Annotated in this window: 15 protein-coding genes and 6 pseudogenes; 6 read left to right on the forward strand and 15 right to left on the reverse strand. The window is 60.0% G+C overall.

Annotation, left to right across the window (positions count from 1 at the left end; genetic code table 11):
• Positions 1 to 48: 48 nt before the first annotated feature.
• Together B4968_RS09140 and B4968_RS09145 are read right to left on the reverse strand one after the other, a co-directional pair.
• Positions 49 to 744 carry a sulfotransferase family 2 domain-containing protein gene (locus tag B4968_RS09140; protein ID WP_083098352.1) on the reverse strand — a complete coding sequence of 232 codons (696 nt, stop codon included), beginning with the start codon at positions 742 to 744 and terminating at the stop codon, positions 49 to 51.
• 88 nt (positions 745 to 832) lie between these two features.
• Positions 833 to 1,768, reverse strand: coding sequence for a DMT family transporter (locus tag B4968_RS09145; protein ID WP_083098440.1), 936 nt, complete (start codon positions 1,766 to 1,768; stop codon positions 833 to 835).
• A 78-nt stretch (positions 1,769 to 1,846) separates the two neighbouring features.
• On the opposite strand from B4968_RS09145, the pseudogene B4968_RS09150 reads away from it, so the two are divergent.
• Both B4968_RS09150 and B4968_RS09155 read left to right on the forward strand, forming a co-directional pair.
• Positions 1,847 to 3,473, forward strand: a pseudogene (locus B4968_RS09150) (AMP-binding protein).
• Positions 3,474 to 3,626: 153 nt separating this feature from the next.
• Positions 3,627 to 4,636, forward strand: a pseudogene (locus B4968_RS09155) (hypothetical protein).
• 193 nt (positions 4,637 to 4,829) lie between these two features.
• Here the strand turns inward: B4968_RS09155 and B4968_RS09160 are convergent.
• The 6 genes and pseudogenes from B4968_RS09160 to B4968_RS09185 form a co-directional block, all read right to left on the reverse strand.
• Positions 4,830 to 6,233: an SPOR domain-containing protein gene (locus B4968_RS09160; protein ID WP_083098353.1), complete on the reverse strand. Its 1,404-nt coding sequence runs from the start codon at positions 6,231 to 6,233 to the stop codon at positions 4,830 to 4,832.
• A 138-nt stretch (positions 6,234 to 6,371) separates the two neighbouring features.
• Positions 6,372 to 7,003 (reverse strand): annotated as a pseudogene (gene upp, locus B4968_RS09165) (uracil phosphoribosyltransferase).
• Positions 7,004 to 7,095: 92 nt separating this feature from the next.
• Positions 7,096 to 8,319, reverse strand: coding sequence for a phosphopentomutase (locus tag B4968_RS09170; RefSeq protein ID WP_083098355.1), 1,224 nt, complete (start codon positions 8,317 to 8,319; stop codon positions 7,096 to 7,098).
• Positions 8,319 to 9,621: pseudogene (locus B4968_RS09175) on the reverse strand (thymidine phosphorylase). The gene B4968_RS09170 and the pseudogene B4968_RS09175 overlap by 1 nt, the downstream one beginning before the upstream one ends.
• 3 nt (positions 9,622 to 9,624) lie before the next feature.
• A complete protein-coding gene (locus tag B4968_RS09180; RefSeq protein ID WP_083098356.1) occupies positions 9,625 to 10,017 on the reverse strand; it encodes a cytidine deaminase in 393 nt (130 codons plus the stop codon).
• 160 nt (positions 10,018 to 10,177) lie between these two features.
• A complete protein-coding gene (locus tag B4968_RS09185; protein ID WP_083098358.1) occupies positions 10,178 to 11,272 on the reverse strand; it encodes a cupin domain-containing protein in 1,095 nt (364 codons plus the stop codon).
• Positions 11,273 to 11,456: 184 nt separating this feature from the next.
• On the opposite strand from B4968_RS09185, the pseudogene B4968_RS09190 reads away from it, so the two are divergent.
• A pseudogene (locus B4968_RS09190) lies at positions 11,457 to 13,730 on the forward strand (NADP-dependent malic enzyme).
• A gap of 57 nt (positions 13,731 to 13,787) precedes the next feature.
• The gene (locus B4968_RS09195; protein WP_083098359.1) at positions 13,788 to 14,177 is read left to right on the forward strand and encodes a GFA family protein; all 390 of its coding nucleotides are present in this window, start codon (positions 13,788 to 13,790) and stop codon (positions 14,175 to 14,177) included.
• A gap of 77 nt (positions 14,178 to 14,254) precedes the next feature.
• On the opposite strand, the gene B4968_RS25180 is transcribed toward B4968_RS09195, so the two are convergent.
• A complete protein-coding gene (locus B4968_RS25180) occupies positions 14,255 to 15,145 on the reverse strand; it encodes an AMP-binding enzyme (protein WP_277620933.1) in 891 nt (296 codons plus the stop codon).
• Positions 15,130 to 16,128 (reverse strand): AMP-binding protein, encoded by a 999-nt coding sequence (locus B4968_RS24300; RefSeq protein WP_277620934.1) that lies wholly within the window; start codon positions 16,126 to 16,128, stop codon positions 15,130 to 15,132. The genes B4968_RS25180 and B4968_RS24300 overlap by 16 nt, the downstream gene beginning before the upstream one ends.
• A gap of 231 nt (positions 16,129 to 16,359) precedes the next feature.
• On the opposite strand from B4968_RS24300, the pseudogene B4968_RS24305 reads away from it, so the two are divergent.
• Positions 16,360 to 16,533: pseudogene (locus B4968_RS24305) on the forward strand (thioredoxin domain-containing protein); the annotation flags it as partial.
• A gap of 139 nt (positions 16,534 to 16,672) precedes the next feature.
• Entirely contained in the window at positions 16,673 to 16,981 is a 309-nt protein-coding gene (locus tag B4968_RS24310; protein ID WP_241525653.1) for a glutathione S-transferase C-terminal domain-containing protein, read from the forward strand.
• 559 nt (positions 16,982 to 17,540) lie between these two features.
• On the opposite strand, the gene B4968_RS09210 is transcribed toward B4968_RS24310, so the two are convergent.
• The 5 genes from B4968_RS09210 to B4968_RS09240 all read right to left on the reverse strand — a co-directional run bounded on the left by B4968_RS09210 (position 17,541) and on the right by B4968_RS09240 (position 24,805).
• The gene (locus B4968_RS09210) at positions 17,541 to 18,995 is read right to left on the reverse strand and encodes a sensor histidine kinase (RefSeq protein WP_161492562.1); all 1,455 of its coding nucleotides are present in this window, start codon (positions 18,993 to 18,995) and stop codon (positions 17,541 to 17,543) included.
• Positions 18,996 to 19,622: 627 nt separating this feature from the next.
• Entirely contained in the window at positions 19,623 to 20,639 is a 1,017-nt protein-coding gene (locus B4968_RS09220) for a HupE/UreJ family protein (protein ID WP_083098364.1), read from the reverse strand.
• Positions 20,639 to 21,490 (reverse strand): peptidyl-prolyl cis-trans isomerase, encoded by an 852-nt coding sequence (locus B4968_RS09225; RefSeq protein ID WP_083098366.1) that lies wholly within the window; start codon positions 21,488 to 21,490, stop codon positions 20,639 to 20,641. Before B4968_RS09225 ends, B4968_RS09220 begins: the two co-directional genes overlap by 1 nt.
• 226 nt (positions 21,491 to 21,716) lie before the next feature.
• Positions 21,717 to 22,556: a hypothetical protein gene (locus B4968_RS09230; protein ID WP_083098367.1), complete on the reverse strand. Its 840-nt coding sequence runs from the start codon at positions 22,554 to 22,556 to the stop codon at positions 21,717 to 21,719.
• A gap of 362 nt (positions 22,557 to 22,918) precedes the next feature.
• Complete coding sequence (locus B4968_RS09240; protein WP_083098370.1) at positions 22,919 to 24,805, reverse strand: DUF3604 domain-containing protein; 1,887 nt, start codon at positions 24,803 to 24,805, stop codon at positions 22,919 to 22,921.
• Between the last annotated feature and the right edge of the window lie 6 nt (positions 24,806 to 24,811).

Raw genomic sequence — 24,811 nt, forward strand, 5'->3', positions numbered from 1 at the left:
GCGCCGCAATTCTTGTCAGCGCCATATTTGGTCAGGGCAGGATCTGTATCATCCCTCTCCCGGCCTCTGGCGCGCTTGCTCCAAAGCTAGATCGAAATCGTTAAAAGAATATTCAAATCGTGCATTTTCTTCAGCGCAGGCCGCGGCAATCGCCGCCTCGGTTTTACTGTCATAGTAGTCTCGCCAGTCACGCGCCCGCTCTGAGCGGTTCTCGACCGTGAGCTGCAGGGGAAATCCCAGGTGGTCAAACAAGGGGGCGGCATCCTGGGCAAAGTGCTCTATCCGGATATACAGCTGGCATTGGGTGCTGCCATCCCTGTGCCGCATATAGCTGGAGGCTGACTGCCTCTCAAAGCTCTGCAAAACCTCAGGGGTGAGGATAAAATCCCCAAATTCCACTGCCTTGGCACGCAAAACGGCAGGGTGATCAAAGCTCTGCTGACGCAGCCAGTGATAGTAGCTCACCGCCCGGTCCCAGGGGTTGCGCACCAGAGTAAAGGTAAAGAGCGCGCGCAGCTCATCCTCCGGGATCAGCCCGGCAATATCGGCAAGGGTTGAGTGCTTCCACAGCCTACCGGCCGTTTTGCACCTCTGCAGGCGGCGGCGGCGGTTTTTAGCCTTTGGCGTGTCGCCCAGCATCATGTCATCCGCCATGGCACGCGCCTCCAGCGCCAGCGCAAGGGATGTGCCGCCCGTTTTGGGAATATGGATGAACAGGTATTTGCGGCCGGGGGACAGGATCATGGCCGCAACTTAGGCCAAGGCGCGGGGTAAGGGGAAGGGGAAGAAAACACGCGCCTCAAACGCAGGCCCTGAGACAACCGCAACGTCTTTAGGGCGCCCCTTTGGACGAGCGCAGCGCCAGCGTAGAGCCCGCCAGAACGATCAGTGCGATCCCCGCCATCTGTCCCAGGTTCAACACCTGACCATAGGCGATCCAGGCAATTGCCGGCCCCACCAGCAGCACAGAATACTCAAAGACCGCGACAAAGGAGGCTTCTCCCAGCTGATAGGCCTTGGTGATCAGAAACACGCCCGCCACAGCGGCAAAGCCCTGCAGCACGATAAGAGGCGACAGCTGCCAAACCGGCCAGATCCAGCCCCGCGTCACAAACCCATCTGCGCCGTCTGCAGTCGGCAGCGGCCAGATCTCAATCCCCGCCAGGAACACAGCCCCAATCAGCCCCTGCGCCAGCAGGTAGATAAACAGCATCGACACGGTGCTTTCATCTTTGCACAGGCAGCCTGTAACGATCGAGCCAAGGGCGTAGAAAAAGCCCCCCGCAACCGGCAGCAGGATCATCCAGTCAAAGGCCGCAACATCCGGCTGCAGCACAAACAACACTCCGACAAAACCAGTGGCCACCGCAGCAATGCGCACCTTGCCGATCCGCATCCGCATGAACAGCACCGAGATCACCACGATTATAATCGGTGAGGTAAACAACCCCGCCAGCGCCTGTGCGATGGGCATCAGGGCCACGGCAGAGAAATAGAACACCATCGAGACCGCCACCAGCAGGGCCCGAAGCGCGACAGCGCCAAAACGCACCGAAGCCAGACTGCCAAATCCCATCTGCGACATCGTCCAGAGGATTGGCAGCGCCACCAGAGTGCGCAGCACATAGAACTGCCCCGGCCCGATCTGCTCTGCGATCAAAGGCACCGCATTGTCCGTCACGCCAATGATCAGCATGGCCAGCAGCATCGCCTGCGCCGCAGATGTTTGATTGCTGGTGGGGCCTGCAAGGGTTATGTCTTGTTTCATATCCCTTCCAATGCCCGCAACTTTGATCATTATCTGTCCTCAAACCGACATAACGACAGAATCATGGAAGGAAAGCGGATGGGATGGATGGCTGACGAGGCGGGTCTGGAGAAAACCGCCGCAAACTATGTGCCGCTGACACCGCTGTCTCACCTGCGCCGGGGGGCGCATGTCTTTGGCGAGGTGCCCGCCGTGATCTATGGCAGTCACCGCAAGAGCTATGCCGAATATTACGACCGCTGTACCCGGCTGGCCTCGGCGCTGGCGGGCATGGGGGTCAATCCGGGCGATGTGGTTGCCACGCTGATCCCCAATCTGCCCGCCCAGGCCGAAGCGCATTTTGGCGTGCCGGCCTGTGGCGCTGTGCTCAACACCATCAACACCCGGCTGGATGTGGATACCGTCACCATATCCTAGAGCACGGCGGCGCCAAGGTGGTGCTGGTCGACACCGAGTTTCTCGAGCTGGCCGAGGCCGCCCTTGCCCGGATGCAGGGCAAGGCGCCGCTGCTGGTTGAGGTTCCCGACCCGCAGGCAGGGTTTGACGCCAGTGGTCGCCACCCCGCCTATGAACAGGTGCTGGACGCGGCCGACCATGATTTTGACTGGATCATGCCGCAGGACGAATGGGAAAGCCTGGCGCTGAACTACACCTCCGGCACCACCGGGCGCCCCAAGGGCGTGGTCTATCACCACCGGGGCGCTTACCTCATGACCATGGGCACGGTGATCTCCTGGCGCATGGTGATGAACCCGGTCTATCTGGCCATTGTGCCGCTGTTTCACTGCAATGGCTGGAACCACACCTGGATGATGCCGGTGCTGGGCGGCACGCTGGTGTGCTGCCGCAATATCACCCCCTCAGCGATCTACGATGCGATTGCCGACGAGGGCGTCAGCCATTTTGGCGGCGCCCCTATTGTGCTCAACCTGCTGGTCAACGCCAAGGAAGAAGAGCGCCGCGCCTTTGATCACACGGTAGAGGTCTTTACCGCAGGAGCCCCGCCTGCGCCTGCCACGCTGCAAAAGATCGAGACCCTGGGCTTGCACGTCACACAGGTCTACGGCCTTACTGAAACCTACGGTCACGTTACCGAATGCCTGTGGAAGGGCGACAAATGGGACGGGCTGGACCATCAGGGCCGCGCCGCGATCAAGGCCCGTCAGGGGGTCGCCTTCCCGATGATGGACCATATCACCGTGCTCGACGACAAGATGCAGCAATCGCCAGGAACGGCACGGATCAGGGCGAGATCGTCATGCGCGGCAACGCGGTGATGAAGGGCTACCTGAAAAACCCCAAAGCCACCGCCGAGGCCTTTGAGGGCGGCTATTTCCACTCGGGCGACATCGCGGTGCAGCATCCCGATGGCTATATCCAGATCTCGGATCGCGCCAAGGACATCATCATCTCCGGCGGCGAAAACATCTCGTCGGTCGAAGTCGAAGGCGTGCTGATGGGCCACCCTGCGGTGAACCTTGCTGCCGTGGTGGCAAAGCCCGATGACAAATGGGGCGAAGTGCCCTGTGCCTTTGTCGAGCTGAAAGAAGACGCCGAGGTAACAGAGGCCGCGCTGATCGCCTTTGCCCGCGAAACCCTGGCCGGGTTCAAAGCGCCAAAGCAAATCGTCTTTCAGGAGCTGCCCAAAACCTCGACCGGGAAAATCCAGAAGTTCGAGCTGCGCGAGATTTCCAAAACCCTGTAACCCCTCTAGCATGCCCAACGGGGGCAAGCTCTTGGAAAGTCACAGGCAAAATTCACCACAGCAGGCGGCATTTGGCATCGAAAGCCATTTGCCGCCTGCCCGGCTGCCATGCTACGCTGCGGACAACGAAAACAGGCAAAACAGGCAGGCTGAATGACCGTTCTCAGGGAATTCGAACGACTAGAGGCTGCGGGCCTGTGGCGTGCAAGCCCCGATGCGCAGCGTCGCGATGTGATCATATCGGTTGGCGATGCCACGCTCACCATTACCGACATGCAGGACAGGCCTCTGGCCCATTGGTCGCTGGCAGCCGTTGAACGCTCCAATCCAGGCGTCTTTCCAGCCCTGTTCCACCCCGATGGCGACACCGGCGAAACGCTGGAAATCCCCCAGGATGAGCAGACCATGCTGGAGGCTATTGAGCGGGTCCGCTATGCTATTGAGCGCGCCCGCCCCCACCCGGGCCGCCTGCGCGTCATGAGCATCCTTGGAAGCCTTTCGCTGGTGGCCCTGCTTTTGGTGTTCTGGCTGCCAAGCCTTGCGAAAACCATGCGGTCAAGGTGGTGCCGGACATCAAGACCAAGGCCATAGGTCAGGCGATGCTGGGGCGCATTGAACGGGTCTCGGGGCAGGCCTGTGCCACCCCGGAGGCGATGCCTATTCTGGCCAAGCTGGCGCTGCGCACCGGTGTGCGGCAGCTTGTCATCATGCGCTCGGGCGTGGCGAGCAGCCTGCATCTGCCCGGAGGCATCGTGCTGCTCAACCGCAGTCTGGTTGAGGATCACGAAGACCCGGCCGTTGCTGCCGGTGCTGTGCTGGCAGAGCGCGCCCGTGCTGCGCTGCGCGACCCGCTGGCAGAGCTGCTGGAGGCCGGCGGCTTTCTTGCATCCTTTCGCCTGCTGACCACCGGGGCGCTGACCCGCGAGACGCTGGACCGCTATTCCGAGACTGTGCTGGCAGCGCCACGCCCCGACCTGCCGGATGATCTGTTGCTGGCAGAGTTTGCCCGCGCGGCCATTCCCTCAACGCCCTATGCCTATGCGCTGGACATCACCGGCGAGACCACGCTGGGATTGATCGAAGCCGACCCTATGGCCGGACGCGAGCTGGAACCGGTGCTGAATGATCGGGACTGGGTGCAATTGCAAAACATCTGCGGCTAGCGCGCCAACAGACGCATCTGAGAGGGCGGATCAACAGATGTTGGCTCTGCTGAACAGCGGCCAAAGACCCTGACCCAAGCCTCTATGCCCCTGTCTCAACTTGCCGCCTCTTTTTCAAATCGCAGACCAGAAACGACAAAACGCCGGGGAATTCCCCGGCGCCTCTCCCAATTATTACAGCCTCATCAGGGGATTATCGGCTGATCCGGGCGCCAGGATAGCCCGCGGCGCGCACTGTACTAAGGGCGGCCTGTGCCCCATTCAGGTCGCCAAATGGCCCGGCCAGAACGACCTTGAACGGCACACCCTGACGCGACAGCGATCCCAGACGCACAGGAACGCCATGAGCGGCAAGCGCCTGTGCGGCCTGTTTCGCCTCGGCCGCATCGGCAAAGGTTGCGGCCCGAATATAGCGGGCCGGGGCCGCCGGGACGGTTGCGGTTTCCAGGCTGGCACGGGGCGCCGAGCGGCTGGAGAGACGCAGCGCCAAGCCGCCTTTGGACTCGCCCTGAAATCCGTCATGACGCGACTGGCCTGCGCGCACAACCTGACGGTCCAGTGGCAGGGTCCGCAGGGTCCGGGGGGTGCCGTTTTCCCAAATTGCGGCCATCTGCGCATCGCCCTGTGCAGTACGCACGCCCCTCATCGGGTTCATCCGGTTGTCAGACCGGTCAACCAGGATATAGCCCGGTGGCACCTGGGCCTGACTGGTCAGCACTGCAGGACGCAAGTCGCGCTCAGCACGCTGCAGGTTCAGCCGGTCATCTTGCCAGGCAGCCTTGTAGCCGGGGGGCGGGCTGAGGTCCTGGCTATGACGCCGGTCCTGATAGACATGCACCGGCAGCACCCGCGTATTGGGTGTCAGGATAACCGAGGACTGCGGGCCAATGCCCAGCCCATTGCCCAGCCCATCGCGATAGGTCACGGGAGATTCAGCCTGCGGACCACAGCGGGCACTGCCCTTGTTGATATACTGCTGGCTGATCGCCGAAGCGCCGGCGCAGCCGCCCTGCGCAGCCGTCGCGGGACTGCCCGCTGCCGGACGGCTGGTTGTGACCTGCGGAGCAGGTGCGGGTCGCTTAGCCACAGGCGCCGGCGCCACAACACGGCGTGGCGTGGCCACAGGTGCAGGGGGAACCCGCGCCGTGGTGGTCTGGGGCGTGCGCCGGGGTTTGGCCGTGGTCACAACCTGCGGCGCGGCTGCGACACGTGGTTTGGCGGCTGGTTTGGCGGCAGGCTGGGTTGCAACCGGCGCCGCAGGTGCCGCCGCTGTGCTGGTGCCGCGCAGGGTGATCTGTTCCGGCGCCTTTTGCGTCGGACGTGCGGTACTGCCTGCAATGGCTGTTGGCTTGTAGCCACACAGCTGTTTTCGGTTCCGGGCCACCCGCGGCACCCAGTTCACATTGCCATCAATACCGGCGCGAATGTAGACGCAGCCGCGGCTGTCAACAAACTGCTTTCCCTTAAAGGCGGCCGGGGGGTATTCCGCCGGAGGGCCAGAGGAACGCAGCGTCTGCGCCTGCAGCGGCGACTGCTCCAGCGTAAATCCGGTAGAGGCCGCTAGGATGGCGAGCGCAACAATTCTTGTTAGTTTCATACCTTGGCCCCACAATATATGGGGTCAGGATGCCTCAATTCGCAAATGTAGTAAAGCCACGTTTGGCAACAATGCAGCAGCAATCGGGCAAATCGTTGCCCAATCACCGCAAGCACTTAACCACTCACACCGTCGGCGCTATTTGGTGCCGAACATCCGGTCGCCAGCATCGCCAAGCCCGGGCATGATATAGCCTTTCTCGTTCAATTCACGATCCAAGGAGGCGGTGACAATCGGCACATCCGGATGCGCTTCTTTCATCCGCGCAACACCTTCCGGGGCGGCCAGCAGGCAGAGGAAACGGATATTGGTGGCACCCGCCTCTTTCAGAAGATCATTGCCGCCGCCGAAGAGTTGCCGGTGGCCAGCATCGGATCCACCGCAATGACCATACGATCGCCGAGCTCTTTTGGCGCCTTAAAGTAATACTGCACCGGCAGCAGGGTTTCTTCATCGCGGTACAGACCAACAAAGCCAACGCGGGCCGAGGGCACCAGGTCGAGCACGCCATCCAGCATACCGTTGCCTGCGCGCAGGATCGACACCAGTGCCAGTTTCTTGCCCGCCAGAATCGGCGACTCCATGGTCTCCATCGGGGTTTCGATGGTGGTCTGGGTCAGCGGCAGCTCGCGGGTAATTTCATAGGCCAGCAGCTGGGTGATTTCATGCAACAGGCGGCGGAACTCAGAGGTCGACGTGCCCTTGTCGCGCATCAAAGTGAGCTTGTGCTGTACCAGCGGGTGATCAACAACGGTCAGATGGTCGCTCATTTGGGCTGTCTCCTACAATCAATTCAGACGTTTCTTCAGGCGGGTCATATGCGGGCTGCCCCCTCTGGGGCAAGCGGGTTTTGATCTCAGGGTCAAAGAAAGCTCTTGCCACCGCCGCCAGCGGCCTCTGGAACAGGCACCCCAAGGTGGCTGGCGATCGAGGCCGCCACATCGACAAACCGGCGCTGCCCGATGCCGCCCACACCACAGCCCGCCACCAGAATGGGCACCTGTTCGCGGGTGTGGTCCGTACCCGGCCAGCTGGGGTCATTGCCGTGATCGGCACAGAGCAGCAGCATGTCACCGGGGCGCAGCCTGCCGAGCAGCTTACCAAGCTCTGCGTCAAACCATTCAAGCGCGCGGGCATAGCCCGACACATCGCGGCGATGCCCATACAAGCTGTCGAATTCGACAAAATTTGCAAAGGTCAGGCTGCCCTCTTCGGCCTCCTCAATGGCCGTAGCGAGGTACTGCATCAGCTGCGCATCCGGGCCTTTTTTCAGCGTGTCTATGCCCGCCATGGTGAAGATATCCCCAATCTTGCCAATGGCATGCACCCGGCGCCCGGCGTCCTGCACCCAATTGGTCAGCACCGGGGCTGGCGGCAAAATGGCAAAGTCGCGCCGGTTGGCGGTGCGGCTGAACCCCTCCTCGGGCGTGCCAACAAAGGGCCGCGCGATCACCCGCCCAACCTTCATGGCGTGCAGCCGCGGGGCCACAGCCCGGCACAGATCCAGCAGGCGTTCCAGGCCAAATGTCTCTTCATGGGCGGCGATCTGAAACACGCTGTCGGCAGAGGTATAGCAGATCGGCTGCCCTGTCTGCATATGCTCAGCCCCATGTTCGGCAATGATCGCTGTCCCCGAGGCGTGGCAATTGCCTAGAATGCCCGCGCTGCCTGCGGCCTGCGCCACAAAATCACTTAGGTCTGCAGGAAACGCCGGGTTTGTGTCCGGAAAAAAGCACCAGTCCCAGGGCACCGGCAGGCCTGCCAGCTCCCAATGGCCCGAGGGGGTGTCTTTGCCAAGGCTGACCTCGGCGGCCGCGCCCCACAATCCCTCGGGATGGGCATTAAAGCCGGGAAAAGGCACGCTGGACGCCAGCCGCATCGCCGCCCCCAACCCCAGACGCTCAAGATTGGGCAGTTTCAATGCACCGCTGCGGCCCTGCTCTGCCTGACCTGCGGCGCAGGCCTGGGCAATATGGGCCAGGGTATTGGCCCCAAGATCCGGCAGATCTGCGTTATAAAAGGCGCTGGCGTCGGGGGCGCCGCCAATGCCCACAGAATCCATCACCACCAAAAAGGCACGCGGCATCAGCTGATCCTTTCATAAATCAGGGCAGGCACTTCAGGCGCGTCAGCTGTGAGGGTAAGTGCTTGCAACAGCGTCGCTTCGGCCTCAACGGCTGCCGTTTCGCGGGCGGCATGAACGCGGGCCAGGGTCTCGCCCTGCGCGACCCACTGGCCCAGCCGTACCAGATCGGACAGACCAACAGCCGGGTCCACCACGTCGCCCTCGACCATGCGGCCGCCGCCAAGGCGCACCACAGCCAGCCCCAGCTCCTCGCCGTTCATCGCCGCGACATATCCAGAGCGCGGCGCCAGTACTTCGCGGATCACCGGGGCGACCGGCAGATAGCGCGCCCAGTGGCTGGCAAAATCCGCAGGCCCGCCCTGTGCTGCAACCATTCGGCCAAACCGCGCCGCCGCACCGCCGCCCAGCAGCGCCTCGCTCATTTGCGCAACACCGGCGTCTTCGTCGGGTGCCAGCCCGGCCAGCACCAACACAACAGCCCCCAGCGCGGCAGTGATCTCGGTCAGGGGACAGGGCTTGCCTTCGGTCAGGGCGCGCATCACCTCGGCAACCTCAAGCCCATTGCCCAGCGCGCTTGCAATCGGCTGGTTCATATCGGTGATCAGCGCCACCGTTTTACAGCCCGCCGCATTTGCCGTCGCAACCAAAGAGCGCGCCAGGGCGCCCGCCTCTGCAGGGGTTTTCATAAACGCGCCAGAGCCGATTTTGACGTCCAGCACCAGCGCTTCGGGGCTGGCGGCGAGTTTCTTGGACAGAATGGACGCGGTGATCAGATCGAGGCTTTCGACTGTCGCTGTGACATCGCGAATGGCATAGAGCCGCTTGTCTGCCGGAGCGATCCGTCCCGTAGCCCCCACGATGGCACAGCCGACCTTTTTGGTGATCCGGTGCAGGCGTTGTTCTGAGATCTGGGTTAAGACGCCCGGTATGGCCTCCATCTTATCGAGGGTGCCGCCGGTGTGGCCCAGTCCACGACCCGAAATCATTGGCACATAGGCACCGCATTCCGCCAAAGCGGGCGCCAGCAGCAGTGAGACACAATCGCCCACCCCTCCGGTGGAATGTTTGTCCAGCACGGGGCCGGGCAGATCCCATGTCAGCACATCCCCACTGTCCCGCATCGCCAGCGTCAGAGCCCGCCGCGCCGGCTGCTCCAGCCCCTGCAGGCAGACGGCCATGGCAAAGGCGCCGGCCTGGGCATCACTGACGTCCCCATTGGCCAGACCTTCGGCAAACCAGCTGAGCTCTGCCTCACTGGGCTGCTCTCCCCGCCGCAGGGCGGCAAATTGCGCGTGCATCCATTGATCAGCTCCGCTCCATATGGCCGGCATCAAAGGCACCGGGCAGCAGCTCAGCAATGGTGGTTTCGCGTTCAAGCCCTGCGACAGTGCCCATGGTCACCCTGACATCGCCCGCGCCAAACTCTTTCAACTTTTGACGACAGCCGCCACAGGGCGGCACCGGAGCCGGACTATCCGCCACCACATAGACCTCGGCCAGCTCACGCTCGCCTGCAGCAACCATGGCGGCAATGGCCCCCGCCTCGGCGCAGGTGCCTTCGGGATAGGCGACGTTTTCGACATTGCAGCCCACGTAGATGGTGCCAGAGGCACTGCGCAGCGCCGCGCCTACCAGGAAATTGGAATAGGGCGCATGGGCGTTTTTGCGCACGGCGAGGGCTGCGTCTTTAAGGCTCATTCGGAGGCATCCTGTTTTGGATCAATCGGTCAAGAGACCGCAGAATAAGGGATGTGGCGGGCAAAGGTGAAGCCCCTGTTTGCCCGCGCGCCTGCCCCTGCGCCCCGGCCCATGCCCTGCCCCGCGCTTTTGACGGCTCCTCAGGCCACAGCGGCGCCGGTCAAAAAAGCCGGGTCTGGAACACCCCCGGCAGGCTGACTTCCAGCAGCTCAAGATCACCACTTGGGCTGCTCAGACGGGTCTTCATCCCCGGCGGGATGACAAAAGCATCGCCCTCTTCCAGCGGATAGGGATCGCGCCCCTCGCCTTCGAGCGTCACCGCGCCAGACATCACAAAGGTGAAATGAATGTCGGTATCATGAGCGGCCCAGACCGCATCACCTGCATCCGGTGCCGGACGCACCACCTGCACCCCGGCAACACCTTTGGTGTTGGCAGCAATGGTGGTGTCGCGGCAGTCAAACCCCGGCAAGCGGAAGGGCTGCCAGAGGGCGCCTTTGGCGGCGTTGTAGACAAAGCGCTGGCCCTGCCATTCACGTTCAGTGCGCAGATGCGGCGTGGGCAGCTGCCTCTCATGGTCGATCTCGGTTACATGCTCGGCTGGCACGCCAATCTCGATCACCTGCACATTGTCGCTGGCCTCAAGCACCCGGTGGCGGATCTCGGGCGGCTGGATAAAGCAATCGCCCGCAGTGAGACGTATTTTGTCGCCCTGATCCTCATAGACCACATCAACCCAGCCATGGATGCAAAAGATCAGCTGAAAGCCAACCCGGTGCCGGAAATGCACCATATCCGGCACCGGCCCGCCATCGGGAATGCGGATATGACTGGCAATAATTGACCCGCCCAACCGGTCCGGCACCAGATCGCGGTAATGCATACCCGCACGCCCAATCACCCAGGGCGCCTGATCCTTGAGGCGGCGCACCACAAAGCTATGCACGGTCTCGGGCATCACCACAGGCGGAAACCGGTCGTCGATCTCAACCCTGGTGCCATTGGGCGCGTGCAACAGCCGCTGCCCACCGGCAAAGCTGTCCGGGTCGTCGCCCAAAATGCGCAGAGTGCCGGGGGCCTCGGTGGCATCCCGGTCGATCCGCAGGCGCAGACCGTGGCCGGAAAACACCCCAACCCGCGGATCATCTGCCGGGTAGATCATATCCATCTTCATCCCCAAAACTTTGGTGTAAAACGGAATATCATCACGCAACTCCTGCGTTGGCAGCCGCATCTCTGCTATGATTTCGCTCATGTCTTTGTCCCTGTTCGTGGCATCCAGATGGCTGGCAGACGGCTTGCGCCGACAGTTTGCGACACAGTGCGGCGAAGTTTTTCATTGCGCAAGAGAGTGCAGATCACGTTAGGTTGGCAAAAGCCTGTTCACCCCACGTCACAATTGGTTTAACGTTAAACTATACTGATTTCTGGAGCCCCTCATGTCTGACACCCCCTCCCTGCGCGACGCGGCGCTGCACTATCACGAGTTCCCCCGCCCTGGAAAACTGGAGATCCCCGCCACCAAGCCAATGGCCAATGGCCGCGATCTGGCGCGCGCCTACTCTCCTGGCGTGGCAGAGGCCTGTCTGGAAATCAAAGCGGACCCTGCCAATGCGGCGCGCTATACGGCGCGGGGCAATCTGGTGGCCGTGGTCACCAATGGCTCGGCAGTGCTGGGGTTGGGCAATATCGGTGCGCTGGCCTCAAAACCGGTGATGGAGGGCAAGGCGGTTCTGTTCAAGAACTTTGCCGGCATTGATTGCTTTGACATTGAGGTGGATGAGAGCGACCCCGAAAAGCTGGCCGATATCGTCTGCGCTCTTGAGCCCAGTTTTGGCGCCATCAACCTCGAAGACATCAAGGCGCCGGATTGCTTTATCGTAGAAAAAATCTGCCGCGAGCGGATGAATATCCCGGTGTTCCATGACGATCAGCACGGCACCGCGATTGTTGTCGGCGCTGCTGCCAAAAACGCGTTGCATGTGGCGGGGAAATCCTTTTAGGACATCAAGATCGTCTCGACCGGTGGCGGTGCCGCCGGGATTGCCTGCCTGAACATGCTGGTAAAACTGGGGGTTAAGCGCGAAAATATCTGGCTCTGCGATATTCACGGGCTGGTCTATGAGGGCCGCGCCGAGGATATGAACCCGGAAAAAGCCGCCTTTGCCCAGGCCAGCGATCTGCGTACACTGGATGACGTCATTGCCGGGGCCGATCTCTTTCTCGGCCTCTCTGGCCCCAATGTGCTGAAATCTGAGATGGTCGCAAAGATGAGCGCACGACCCATCGTGTTTGCCCTGGCCAACCCCAACCCCGAGATCATGCCTGATGCCGCCCGCGCGGTAGCACCAGACGCGATCATTGCCACCGGCCGCAGTGATTTCCCCAATCAGGTCAACAACGTGCTGTGCTTTCCCTTCATCTTTCGCGGTGCCCTGGATGTGGGCGCCAGCGAGATCAACGACGAGATGCAGATTGCCTGTGTCGAAGGCATCGCAGAGCTGGCGCGGGCAACCACCTCGGCTGAAGCCGCCGCCGCCTATAAGGGCGAGCAGCTGACCTTTGGTGCCGACTATCTGATCCCAAAACCTTTTGATCCGCGTCTGGTGGCGGTGGTGTCTTCGGCTGTGGCCGAGGCCGCAATGAAAAGCGGCGTTGCCGCCCGCCCGATTGAGGATCTTGCCGCCTATCGCCAGAAGCTGAACCAGACCGTGTTCAAATCCGCCCTTCTGATGCGCCCCGTCTTTGAGGCCGCGCGCGCTGCCTCGCGCCGCATCGTGTTTTCTGAAGGCGAGGACGAGCGCGTGCTGCGCGCGGCACAAGAAGTGCTGGAGGAGACCACGGAGACGCCGATCCTGATTGGCCGCCCTGAAGTCATTGAGGCACGCTGTGAAAAGCTGGGCCTGCGCATCCGTCCCGACCGGGATTTTCAAATCGTGAACCCGGAAAACGATCCGCGCTATTATGACTACTGGAACAGCTACCACCAGCTGATGCAGCGTCAGGGGGTCACACCGGATCTGGCCAAGGCGATCATGCGCACCAATACCACCGCGATTGGCGCCATCATGGTGCATCACGATGAGGCAGACAGCCTGATCTGTGGCACCTTTGGCGAATACCGCTGGCATCTGAACTATGTAAATCAGGTCCTTGGCGGTAACGGCTTTGCGCCACATGGGGCGCAGTCGATGATGATCCTTGAGGACGGCCCGCTGTTTATTGCCGACACTCAGGTGCGCATTGAGCCGTCGCCAGAACAGATTGCACAGACCGTCATGGGCGCAGCGCGCCATGTGCGCCGTTTTGGTCTGGAGCCACAGATCGCCCTGTGCTCGCAGTCGCAGTTTGGCAATATCGTCGGTGATGCCGGCGCCCGCCTGCGCGCCGCGATCGAGATTCTGGACGCGAAAAAATGTGATTTCACCTATGAGGGCGAGATGAATATCGACACGGCGCTGGATGCGGACCTGCGGGAGCGGATCTTCCCCAATTCCCGGCTTGAAGGCGCTGCCAATGTGCTGGTCTTTGCCCATGCCGATGCGGCCTCTGGCGTGCGCAATATCCTCAAGATGCGCTCGGACGGTCTGGAAGTTGGGCCAATCCTGATGGGCATGGGCAATCGCGCCCATATTGTCAGCCCGTCGATTACCGCACGTGGCTTGCTGAACATGGCCGCCATCGCAGGCACCCCTGTGGCGCAATACGGCTAGGCGCCGTCACGATCGGCACAAGACCGGCGCAAGACCGGCAAAGTAAAGGATGCCCCCATGGAGGTTTTCACCGGTGGCTGCGCCTGCGGCAGGGTCAGAATAAAGGCCGTCGGGCGCCCCGACCGGGTCGGGATATGTCATTGTCTCGACTGCCGAAAACACCATGGGGCACTGTTCTATGCGGCTGCCGTCTTTCCGCAGGCAGCTGTCACGGTTGCGGGCGAGATCCGCGACTATGCCGGGCGCTGCTTTTGCCCCAACTGTGGCGCGCCGGTTTTTGCCCGCAGCGGCGACGAGGTCGAGGTGCATCTTGGCACGCTGGATACACCGGATGTCCTGCCCCCCAGCTACGAGGGCTGGACATGCCGCCGTGAGGCCTGGCTGCCAGCCTTTCCCGACATGGTGCAATTTGAACGCGGCCGCGATGACGAGAGTGCCGGGGGATGACAGGGGATGACGGGGCATGAACAGACTGTATGCCTGCCTGCCCCAACTCTGCCCATCCCGAGCCCTCGGGTTTCAGACTAACAAAGCCGCACCTCGGCCTCGAACAGATAGGCCGCGAGCGCCTGCTCAAGCGCGGCACCCGAGGCGTGATCTGCAGCGCCTAGTGTCACAGTCACCCGCATGCCGCGCGCACCACCGTCGACGACAGTGATCTCTGCATCTGACAGCCCCATTTCACCCTGTACCAGCTCAGTGATCCTCAGCTTTGCCGCCTCACAACGCAGCCCCGGTTTGTAAATTTTTCCAACCGTGGTCAGGGGCACCGCGTCGATCACCTCAATGCGCTTTGGCCATGCAGGACGCTCATCAATTGTGTCTTGCGCATGCGCCTGTAGCGCCTCATGGCTCACCTTCTGCCCCGGATGCAACTGCACAAAACAAACGGGCACCTCACTGGCATAGGCATCCGGCATGCCAACGGCGGCAGCAACAGCAACGGCCGGGTGCGTGGTCGTGGCGTTCTCAATCATCGCAGGGTCGATGTTATGGCCGCTGCGAATAATCAGATCCTTGGAGCGACCCGCAATGTAAAGCCGCCCCTGGTCATCCTTATATCCCAGATCGCCAGATTTCAGCCATCCCGCCGAGAAGGTCCCCGCGTTGTGCTGCGGGTCGCGATAGCCGGGCGACAGATGCCCGCCACGGATCGCCACGACGCCAATTTCGCCGGTCTCACAGATCTCGGCCAGCGTGCCATCCGCATTTTGGCGCCGGACCTCGACCTGGGTGTAGGGCAAGGCCCAGCCAACAGAGCCAGCGGCCCCCTCGCCGCAGGGCGGATCTATGCTGATCAGACCTGAGGCCTCTGTCATGCCAAGGATCTCAAAGAGTGTGCAGCCCGTGACCTGCGCAAACTGTTGCGCCACAGCCGGTGGCAGCAAAGCCGCCCCCGTCAACCCGGCCCCCACGGCGCGAGGTCTTGGCCCTCCACAGGGGTCTGCAAAACGGCGCCAAGCGCGGTTGGCACCCCCGCCAGCAGAGTGGCCTTATATTGTGCGCTCAGTCGCCAAAAGCTCTCGACCATTGCGGGATTGCGCAGACCCGCAGGCGACATGATCAGCATCTGGGCTCCGGCCAAAAACACACTTAACCCGGCGACGATTGTCCCTGCGACATGAAACAGCGGAAAGGTTGCGGTCAAGACATCGTGGGGCCTGTAGCCGCACATGGCAGCACCGCCAAAACCCGCAACCAACGGGCTATGATGCGTATGCGCCACCAGTTTCGGCCCCCCCGTGGTACCGCCGGTGTGAAAATACGCCGCCACATCCGCACCGCTGCGCGCCGCGCCAAAGGTCAGATGGTCCTCCGGCTGCGCCATCAGCGCAGTCGCAAAATCCACCACCCCCTCTTGCGCAGCAGTTCCGGGAGGCGAGACCCGCACCAGCACCAGATCCGGCATTTGCGCCTGCAAATGCTGCGCCTTTTCCCAGATATCCAGCTGCGGATGCGGCCCCAGCGCGACAAGGATTTTTGCACCAGAGGCTTTTAGCAACTCAGCGATGCTTTCGGGCTGCAAAAGGAAGTTGATAGGAACCGCAAAGCCCGCAGTTACTGCCCCCCACAGGGTGACATGGGTTTCGACCAATGACGGCAACATATAGGCCACTCCAGGTCCCGGGCCGGGTGCGGGGCCGGCCAGATCCGAAAACAGGTTGGCCGCGCGTCTCACCAACCCCAGCAAGGCGCTGTAGCTCACCCTGCGCGGCTGCTCGTCGGCAGCGCCCGTTATCAGCATGGTGATCGCTGTGGCGTCGGGGCGCTGCTCAGCCGCCGCCACAAACACATCAAAAATGCTGCGCTCGGGCATACGTTCCTCAAGCGACATCTCCGCCTCAAAAGCCGCAAGACCGGCCGCGTTGCGGATCGGATCATGTCCCAGATCTGCCATCCCTTACCTCCCCAATGAAATTTGTCCCCTAAGCCGCAGTCTTGTCCAGACACGCGCTAAGTTCAATGCATGGCTCCCGCGTCCAGCGCCTGCAAAAACGGGAATGACCCCGCGAAAAACTGTCAGGCGGGGCTGGTGGGTGCACGGATCTGAGTATGTGACCCCACGTGATGCTGGCGCTACAAGGTCAGGCAGGTCAGCCTTAGGGGGTCACAGAGACAGGAGGCCTTCATGATCACCCTACATCATCTGAACAATTCCCGTTCGCAGCGCATTCTTTGGCTTTTGGAAGAACTGGAGTTGCCCTACGCGCTTGAGACCCATCAGCGGGATGCCGTGACCAATCTGGCCCCCGCATCACTGATCGCCCGGCACCCATTGGGCAAATCCCCCATGATCGAAGACGATGGCCGCGTGATCACCGAAAGCGGTGCAATCGTTGAATATCTCTGCGCCAAACACGGGCCGCACATGGTGCCCACGCGCGAGTCCGCAGCCTATGTCAGCCATCTGGAGCTGATGCATTGTTGCGGAAGGCTCGGCGATGACACCGATCCTGCTCAACCTCTACATAAGCAAGCTGGGAGAGGCAGGCGCGCCACTGGCGCCACGCATTGCGCAGCAGCTGGAAAGCCATTTCACCTATATGGAAACTCTGCTTCGGCCATCAGGCCATTTCGTGCTGGACGAGCTGTCGGCGGCGGACATCATGCTGAGCTTTCCTGCTGAAATAGCCGTTCTGCAGGGATATCGCGACCAATTGCCAAAGCTCGCGGCCTATGTTGACCATATTCATGCGCGACCAGCCTACCGGCGGGCGATCGAAAAAGGCGGCACCTACGCATTTGCCTAAAAGAGCGCCAGCTGATCCCGCACAGTTGGTGTATGACAGACCTGCCTAGCAGGCGCCAAAAGACACGGCAGAAAAAAGACATGCCTGAGAAAAGACATGCCTGAATACAAAACTATTTCAGCAGCAGACGGTGGTTCAACCTGCCAGAATTATGCGTGATAAATTTCGAGAATTTTTGCTATTCCCGCTTCATCAAGAGGCTTTTGTATATACCCCTTAACTGAACTAAGCTTTTCCGCCAGCGCCAGGTCCTCAGGATTGCTAGAGGAGGTAAACATCATAACAACCAAGCTGGTAGGGCCCTCTCCCAATGCGACGCGGCGCTGAAGCTCCTCAATCGTTTCAAAGCCGTTCTAACCTGGCATATTCACATCCATCAAAACAAGAAGCGGCAAGTCTTCAATCGCACCCCGGCCCGGGCAATTAAAGAACTCTTCCAGAAAGACAACGCCGTCTCTCGCCTCTTTGACCTCGCCAAAACCTCCAGATTTCGAAAGCCTCCGTTACATTGTGAAACGGTCTGCGTCGCTGTCGTCGACGATCACGACTGGAACCTTATTCACATATGTTCTCCCTGTGATGGGAGCGTAAAGCAGAATGTTGTGCCTTTTGCCCCAGTGTTTTCGAGCATAATTGTTCCGCCAAGTCGTTCAACCTGTTTTTGCACCAACGCCAGTCCCAACCCATCACCGCTTCGGTCATCCAGCCGTTTGAACATTTGAAAAATCTTGGAGACGTTTTTTTCCGGAATCCCAATTCCGTTATCCGCAATCGATATTTTAAAGCCGCCTTCGACATCTTCGCTTGTGATGCGCACAAAATGATCAGGCTTTTTCTCATCCATATAACGTATTGAATTAGATAGAATATTTTCAACAATCACTTTCAGCGTCGGAAGTTCCGTTCCGATTGGATCCGTGTGGTTCAGCTCCAGCTGCAGCTCGATACCACTTCCTCCGCCGGTCAGATCCAGCCATATTTCCTGAATTACCGGTTCAAGCTGCACTGTTGTGACAGGGATTTTGTCGCGCCCTGCACGGGCAATCCTTAAAACACCCTCGACTTTTTGGGCACTCCGGCCGCTGATGTCTACCGCCTTGATCAAATTCAAGCGGACCTCTTCTATATTATTGTCGCCCAGATCCTCAATGCACAGCTTTAGGATGCCCGCAATCGTTGACAAAGGCGCCTTTAGATCGTGGCTTGCGCTATATGCAAAATGGGACAACTCAACGTTGAGTGCCTCAAGTTCCGCGCTCTTTTTTGCCACCTCTTGCGCCGCCGCAACACGTTCCGACAAATCTACAATCGTGCTCATCACCAGCTTTCCGGAAGGAGAATCAACCGGCGTCAACACAATCTCGACTGGTATACGACGGCCATCATTGTGCCGCGCAAAAAGATCCCGCCCCAGCCCCATGGAGCGCTCAGTACGGTTGTTCATAAAACTGCCCGTATAGACAGGATGAGCGCGGCGAAACTCTTCGGGAACAAGCATCTCAACCGGGTGCCCCAGCAACTCATCTTCTTCATAGCCAAAGAGCGACGACGCCGCCCGGTTGACAAAAACAATTTCGCCCCGCTCATCAACCATGACCATCGCACTTGCCGCCGCATCCATCGCCCGGCGCATGCGCTCTTCATGTATTTTACGGTGCCGGATATCGATCGCGGCCACCAATGCCATGGTTTCCTCGCCGTCAGTGACAGGCTCCAGGCCCAGTTCCAGCGGGATCACCTTTCCCGTTTTGGTCACCCCAAAAAGATCGCGGCCAGCCCCCATACTGCGCTTTGTTGAAACCCGGCTGTAGGCATTTCGCAACTCAGGATGGTGACCACGAATGGGCTCTGGGACCAGCGCCTCAACACTCATGCCAATCAATTCCGCAGCGCTATACTCAAAAAGGTCCAGAAAATCGTTGTTTGCCAGCAAGATGCGACCATCCCCGGCGACAAGGAGCATCGGCACGGGGGAGATATCAAATGCGAGCTGGTACTTTTCAATCAACGGCATAGCAGACAATCCCTTCCTTAGCTGGGTTTCGCAGAGGTTTACCATCTAGTCGTAAATAATTAGCTTATGCGCGTTAAGCGCACAGATTCTAAGCTCTTGCCTTATAGTCAATAGATCAGCGTCGTCGTGAGAGCGATGACGCAAACAAAGACTTTCGGGTCGCTGTATTGCCGAGTTGCCACAAATCGCCAGTCTTTGAGACCGCCAAACAGGGTCACTATGCGGCTAGGCCTTTTGTATCAACGCGTGGTAAATCCGACGGCTCTGGCCGCAAAACTTTCGCCCGGGGCTGCAGGCCGTCCTCCCCATCTCCAGAAAGGCCGCGCGGGGCATTTTTGCGCCAAGGCCGACAGGAAGGCGCGCGGCTGGCAGCTGGGGCGCCTTGGCCTACTGCGGCAAAAATGGCCGGAGCCGCAGCATCTGATCTTCGTTCAGGCAACAAAGAGGACGATTTGAAATACTGACGAGCTGCAATGGGTGCCAAAATGAGAACCCAATGCGCCGCCTCCATACAGGACCGTGGCTATACCTCATCATTTTTGCACATACAAAACTGGCCAGGGTTGCACCCGATCAAAATCAACACACGCCTTTAAGGAGCCCGTTTTGTTCCCGGTATGGCGCGTTTTAAAAGCCAGACAAACGATCCAAAAACCAATAGGCAGACCAGCCGCCAATGGCATAGGCCCCCACCAGGGCCACTAGGGCTCCGGGTTCAAGATGGCGTTTGATCGGCGGCCAGATCAGCGACAGGATAAAGCCCGTCACCAGCACCACGGCGACAAACATCAGCTGCCCCAGCTCGACCCCAAGGTTGAAGGACAGCAAGGCCAGCGGCACATCCGACTGGGGCAGGCCAATCTCTTGCAAAGCACCAGCAAAACCAAAGCCGTGCAGCAGGCCAAAGCTGAACGACACACTCCAGGGGTAGCGCTCTGACAGGCGGTGTTGCCCGCCTTTGCGCAGCACCAGTTCCGAGGCGACAAACATGATCGACAGCGCGATGATTGCCTCAACCGGCGGCCCCGGCAAAGAGACCCATCCCAGGGTGGCAGCTGCCATGGTGAAGGAATGGGCCAGGGTAAAAGCCGTGATGGCCCCCAGCAACCGCCAGCGATTGCTGATCAGCAACAACAGCGCAAAGACAAACAGCAAGTGATCTGCGCCCTCCAGAATATGCTCAATCCCCAGTGGGACATAGCTGCCAAGCACGTCCCAGGCACCAGGATCGCGCGCCAGGCTGACCGCTGTGTTTTCCGGCGTCATGCGGCTGGACAGCGCCTGGCCTGCGGCAACCGCGTAGCGCAGCAAGACATCGGTGCGCTGCCGCTCCAGCCCCTCAACCACAACGGTGCCGCCTGCCAGCCCGCCCGCACAGGTGGCGATCCAGCGGGCAACCCAGGCGCGGCCATCATTTAAGGCCTGAGGCCCCCGGAGCAGATCGCAGTTTTCCGGCAGGATGACATCAATCGCCATGGGCCGGCCTTTAACATCCGGTTTGCGCCAGAAAACCCGGTAGCTCTCGGGCGTGACAGCGGTGATTTCAAGGTAGCCGGGCTCCAGCGCATGCGCCTCTGCCCTCTCGGGGGGCGCCACAAAAGCCGTCAGGATCAGAGACGCCGTCAGCAGAACAAAGCGCAGCATCACCGGATGACCTCTTTCAGTTCGGCCTCGCTGGGCAAATCCACCACATAGGCCGCCTGCATCTGATCAAACAGCTTTGCTGCCAGCGCGCTTGCGCTGGCATCGCGCAGATCTTTTTCCACCCGACTGCGGATCTCGTCCAGCTTTGGCACCAAACCGGGGCGTTTTTCAGTAACCCGAACCACATGCACGCCAAAGCCCGAGATTACCGGCCCCTGCCAGGTATTCACCTCCAGCGCATCCAGGATGTCATAAAACCCACGCCCAAAGGCACCGTCAACCGATTGCGCAGGAGCAAGCGGCAGGCTGGGCGACAGCATGGTCAATGCCCCCATCCTGCCCGGATCCCGCCCCTGCCGCAGCGCGGCAAGCGCGGCCGCAACATCCACTTGAGCTTTGACCTCTCCCAGGTGAACCTGTTCAAAAGCCAACAGGGGCGAGCTGGCATAATCCTGCTGGTTTTCCTCACAAAAAGCCACAACAGCCGCATCATCAAATTGCTGTGCACCGGCTGCAGATTCTGTCAAAAACGTCATCTTTTGCACCAAACGGCGGCGGATCGCAGCATCGCCCTGATCCATCGACAGCTCTAGTGCTTCTTTCACCAAAACATCTTCTCGCACGAAGGTCTCGATAAGAGTTTGCATTTCCTCATAGTCAGGTTGGCGCCGCCAGGATTGTTTAAACTGCGCTGCCAGACGCTCTGCGTCCTGAACGGTTACAACAACGCGCTTTTGCGCCACCTCGACCTCCTCGGGGTCAGCCACGGCCGCGTAATAGGCAAAAACCACCAGCCCAAGCGCAAGAAAATGGAGCAGCGGCTCACGCAGGGCGCGTTGGAAGAAAGTCAAATGAGTGCTCCTTTTGAGCTGTGTTTGGGCTGGAATGGTGTTTTTGGCTGCAAAGTGGCTGAGCAGTCAAAGATGGCGAAATCGAAAACCTCCTATTCAATGCAAGGACAAAGCGATCATTTGAGGCGTTCCAATTGTGCCCACTTTGGATGCTGATGCCGTTCCTGAAACTATAGTTAAATCCGGCAACGGCTGACAACCGATCAAGGTTTGTTACGTCGGCCTCTTAGCGCACATCAAGGCTGTCACCATCAAGAAAGGCATTATTCAGGCGCGTTGTGCCGTGACCCCTTTGTTTAAAGTAGAGATAGCTTGCGCCAATGCAGGGCGAAAACACCCGCCCCCTGCCGGTGCTCCAGCGTCGCCCCAATCGCACACCGGCGGTGTAAGAGCGGATCACGGTTTCTGATCGGCTGCCGACTGAGGCCGTTCCGGAGAGAGCACCAGACTGCCAATAATTGCGCCACCCATGGGTGGCAATAATACCCATTGTCAAAACTTTGGTATCGACCTCGGCGGCAAAATTACCCTCAACCAGGCCGCAGGGATTGGTCGGGCGACCAATCGGCGATGGCAGAAATTTCTCCACATTGACCGACACGGTCAGTGGCACGGAGCCGACAGCTCTGCCGAAGCTGCCAAAACATTCACGTTCGGCAGCCCCCATAAGGCTAAGCCCAAAAGGCTGCGGCAACGCATACCCCCGGTCGATGGCGTTCTGGGCAAAAAACGGCAGTTTTCGGGTGTAGACCACCTGTTCGGGCGGCGGTGTCCGGCTTTCCGGTGAGCGCAGCTCCAGCACGGCCGACCAGGGCACCATGAATTGCAAAACCGGCAATATGCCGATGTATGGCTCTGCTTGCTTGTCCTTTTCACTGCTCCGCTCGTTCTTCACTGCTCCGCTGGTTCGAGTCAGCGGCAAAGGCACCCTGCCAGGCATTGTTGATCCCCCCAGCACATCGCTTGGCACTTCGCTCACTGTTGGCTGGTCCGGTTCAAGAAGGAAGGTGTTGTAGCCATAAATGGTTGTGGCATTGCCGGTGAAGACAATGGTGTTTGGCTTCAACCGGTTTTCGTGAATGGGCAGCTACGTGCCCCTGCCGCCGCCAAAGGCGGAGTACGCCTCATGCATCGCCTGCATCGAGACAAAGGGCAGCGCCCGGAGATAGACCTGAACAGCCCGCTGGAAAACCAAGACTGTCATAGAGCGCCTGGGTGGTCTCAGGCGCGGCATAGCCGTGATCGAACGTCAACCTCCCAATCTGGGTATCAAACACCTTTTGTCCCTCTGCAAAATCATCAGCAGCGACCGGTGTTACCATCCCCCCCGCCAAGCCAAGCGCGCGAAGGATCGTGTTCAGCAAGATCTCCCGATATTCTTTAAGGTGGTTTCTGGGGACGGCTCAAATCACCGCCCACGGAAAAATCTTACCCTTCTGGCGCGTACCAGATCGGCGAGGTATAGGCGCGGTCCTGCACCACCATCGGGGTTTCTTCGGGCATCTCGGTGCCAAAGAATTTGGCGTCATAGGCTGTCCAGCGGGGCTTGGGGATCTCGATCACCCGCACATAGTAAAAGGCGCGTTGGCTGGCGTCGAAATCTGGGTCCTGCCAAAATCCTGTCAGCAGCGGGTCCCCAATAGAGTTGCTATAGGAGGCCTCTGCCACATCAACGGTAGACCCGACTTCGGTTGCACAGCGGCGCTCCGCAATGGCACGCTGATCCGAACAGGCCACATCATAGATGCGTTCTTCGAGCGAGCCATCGGCATCCAGCCAGCCCTTGACCACCTGGACCCGGTCCAGATTGGCATTGTCAGGATCCCGCAGGGCACGGATGATCAGACGGGGCGCCTCGCCTTCGGGTGCGGCGCTCAGATCGCCGCCCATTGGAACACCACGGGCATAGCCTTCACGGGCAAAATCCTGAGTTTCCACCTCATCAGCGTCAAAATCCCAGCCCGCAAAGACCCGCACCGAAATACGCGATCCGGTGGTGGCATAGACTTCTTTGCGGGCAAAGGCGTCAAAGATCTCTTCGCGGGTGTTTTCCCGTGCCCAGACCCCTGTCAGACCCGAGGCTCCGGTGTCTTTGACCAGCAAGGACAGCTCTGGCACGATGCCTTTGATCAGCACATGTTCCCAACGATCCGCTGCGGGCTCATAGGGGGCGGCCTTGCCAAAAAAGTTATCCTCACGCGTGGTTGGAATGCCCGTATGGGCATCTGTTGAGCCCGCAAGGCCAAATTTGAACGGGTTCGCTCCAAGCTCTTTGTCGTAGGCCAAACCCCGCATCAGGGCCGCACGGGCATACTCACGCGGCAGCATCTCAGGCGTCTTGGCCACCTCTCCCATGATATTGCCCAGATCCATCCGCTCAAAATCGGCAAACTCATCATTGGGCGACAGATCCGGGTGGGTTTCGCCGTCACCTATGATCTGCGTGACCTCATAGATCATCTCATAGCGCATCCGCAGCTCGGCGTAGTCTTTGGTCAGCGGCTGGCCGGTCCAGGTCACATCGTCAAACATCTTGCCGTTTGACAGGTTGCCATTATGCGCCAGCGTCAAAGCCTGCCCTCCGGTCTTTTCTTCATAGCCCTCCAGATAGCGCCAGAGGTCTTCGGGATCGATGGAGTTATGCGAGGAGAACGGATTTACCTGAGTGGTCTTTTCTGCCCCGTCACGGAAGATCACCACCCGGTGCATATTGTCGCCTGCAAGATGCGGCGACCACTCAAAGCCCGTAAAGGTCGAGAACACGCCGGGCTGGTAATACTTGTCAGCGTTTTCCGCCACCCGCTTCCAGATGGCCTCCATCATCCGGGGCTCGTTGATCTGATCGGTGGTGATGTCGCGCACAAATTCCAGAAAGGCATCATAGCCCTGCCCTGATCTGTTCATATCATGCCAGCGTTTGCAGACCACATTGGCCAGACAAATCGGATCTGACCGGTCGATAAAATCGGCAACCCCAAGGTTCTCTGCATGGTCCGCAATCACCACCCAGTCCAATGGCTTATGCAGCCGCACCCGCATCCCCTGATGGCTGCGGATTTCTTCCCCCCGGGAAACCCGGTAGGCGTCGTCTGGTCCAATCGACGCACCGACAAGCCCCGCATCCCCCGACCAGGAGGTGTGCAGGTGGGTATCACCAAACATTGGGCGATTGGGGAAATGGTCGCCCACAAAAGGAGAGTACTCTGCCTTTGGCGCGGGAACCTGATCTTTGGGCGGGAACAAATCCTGTGCCGCTGCTGGTGCAGCAAAAACGAGCAGGCCTATCCATTTAACTGCGTTCCTAATTCCGGACATTTCTCT

Origin of the sequence: Pseudophaeobacter leonis (assembly GCF_002087335.1) — a bacterium.
GTDB lineage: Bacteria > Pseudomonadota > Alphaproteobacteria > Rhodobacterales > Rhodobacteraceae > Pseudophaeobacter > Pseudophaeobacter leonis.

What these genes read in the sequence shown, in the direction of transcription:
- B4968_RS09140 (WP_083098352.1), bottom strand. Translation starts at nt 744, where the DNA reads ATGATCCTGTCCCCCGGCCGCAAATACCTGTTCATCCATATTCCCAAA.
- B4968_RS09145 (WP_083098440.1), bottom strand. Translation starts at nt 1,768, where the DNA reads ATGAAACAAGACATAACCCTTGCAGGCCCCACCAGCAATCAAACATCT.
- B4968_RS09160 (WP_083098353.1), bottom strand. Translation starts at nt 6,233, where the DNA reads ATGAAACTAACAAGAATTGTTGCGCTCGCCATCCTAGCGGCCTCTACC.
- B4968_RS09170 (WP_083098355.1), bottom strand. Translation starts at nt 8,319, where the DNA reads ATGCCGCGTGCCTTTTTGGTGGTGATGGATTCTGTGGGCATTGGCGGC.
- B4968_RS09180 (WP_083098356.1), bottom strand. Translation starts at nt 10,017, where the DNA reads ATGAGCCTTAAAGACGCAGCCCTCGCCGTGCGCAAAAACGCCCATGCG.
- B4968_RS09185 (WP_083098358.1), bottom strand. Translation starts at nt 11,272, where the DNA reads ATGAGCGAAATCATAGCAGAGATGCGGCTGCCAACGCAGGAGTTGCGT.
- B4968_RS09195 (WP_083098359.1), top strand. Translation starts at nt 13,788, where the DNA reads ATGGAGGTTTTCACCGGTGGCTGCGCCTGCGGCAGGGTCAGAATAAAG.
- B4968_RS24300 (WP_277620934.1), bottom strand. Translation starts at nt 16,128, where the DNA reads ATGGCAGATCTGGGACATGATCCGATCCGCAACGCGGCCGGTCTTGCG.
- B4968_RS24310 (WP_241525653.1), top strand. Translation starts at nt 16,673, where the DNA reads ATGACACCGATCCTGCTCAACCTCTACATAAGCAAGCTGGGAGAGGCA.
- B4968_RS09210 (WP_161492562.1), bottom strand. Translation starts at nt 18,995, where the DNA reads ATGCCGTTGATTGAAAAGTACCAGCTCGCATTTGATATCTCCCCCGTG.
- B4968_RS09220 (WP_083098364.1), bottom strand. Translation starts at nt 20,639, where the DNA reads ATGCTGCGCTTTGTTCTGCTGACGGCGTCTCTGATCCTGACGGCTTTT.
- B4968_RS09240 (WP_083098370.1), bottom strand. Translation starts at nt 24,805, where the DNA reads ATGTCCGGAATTAGGAACGCAGTTAAATGGATAGGCCTGCTCGTTTTT.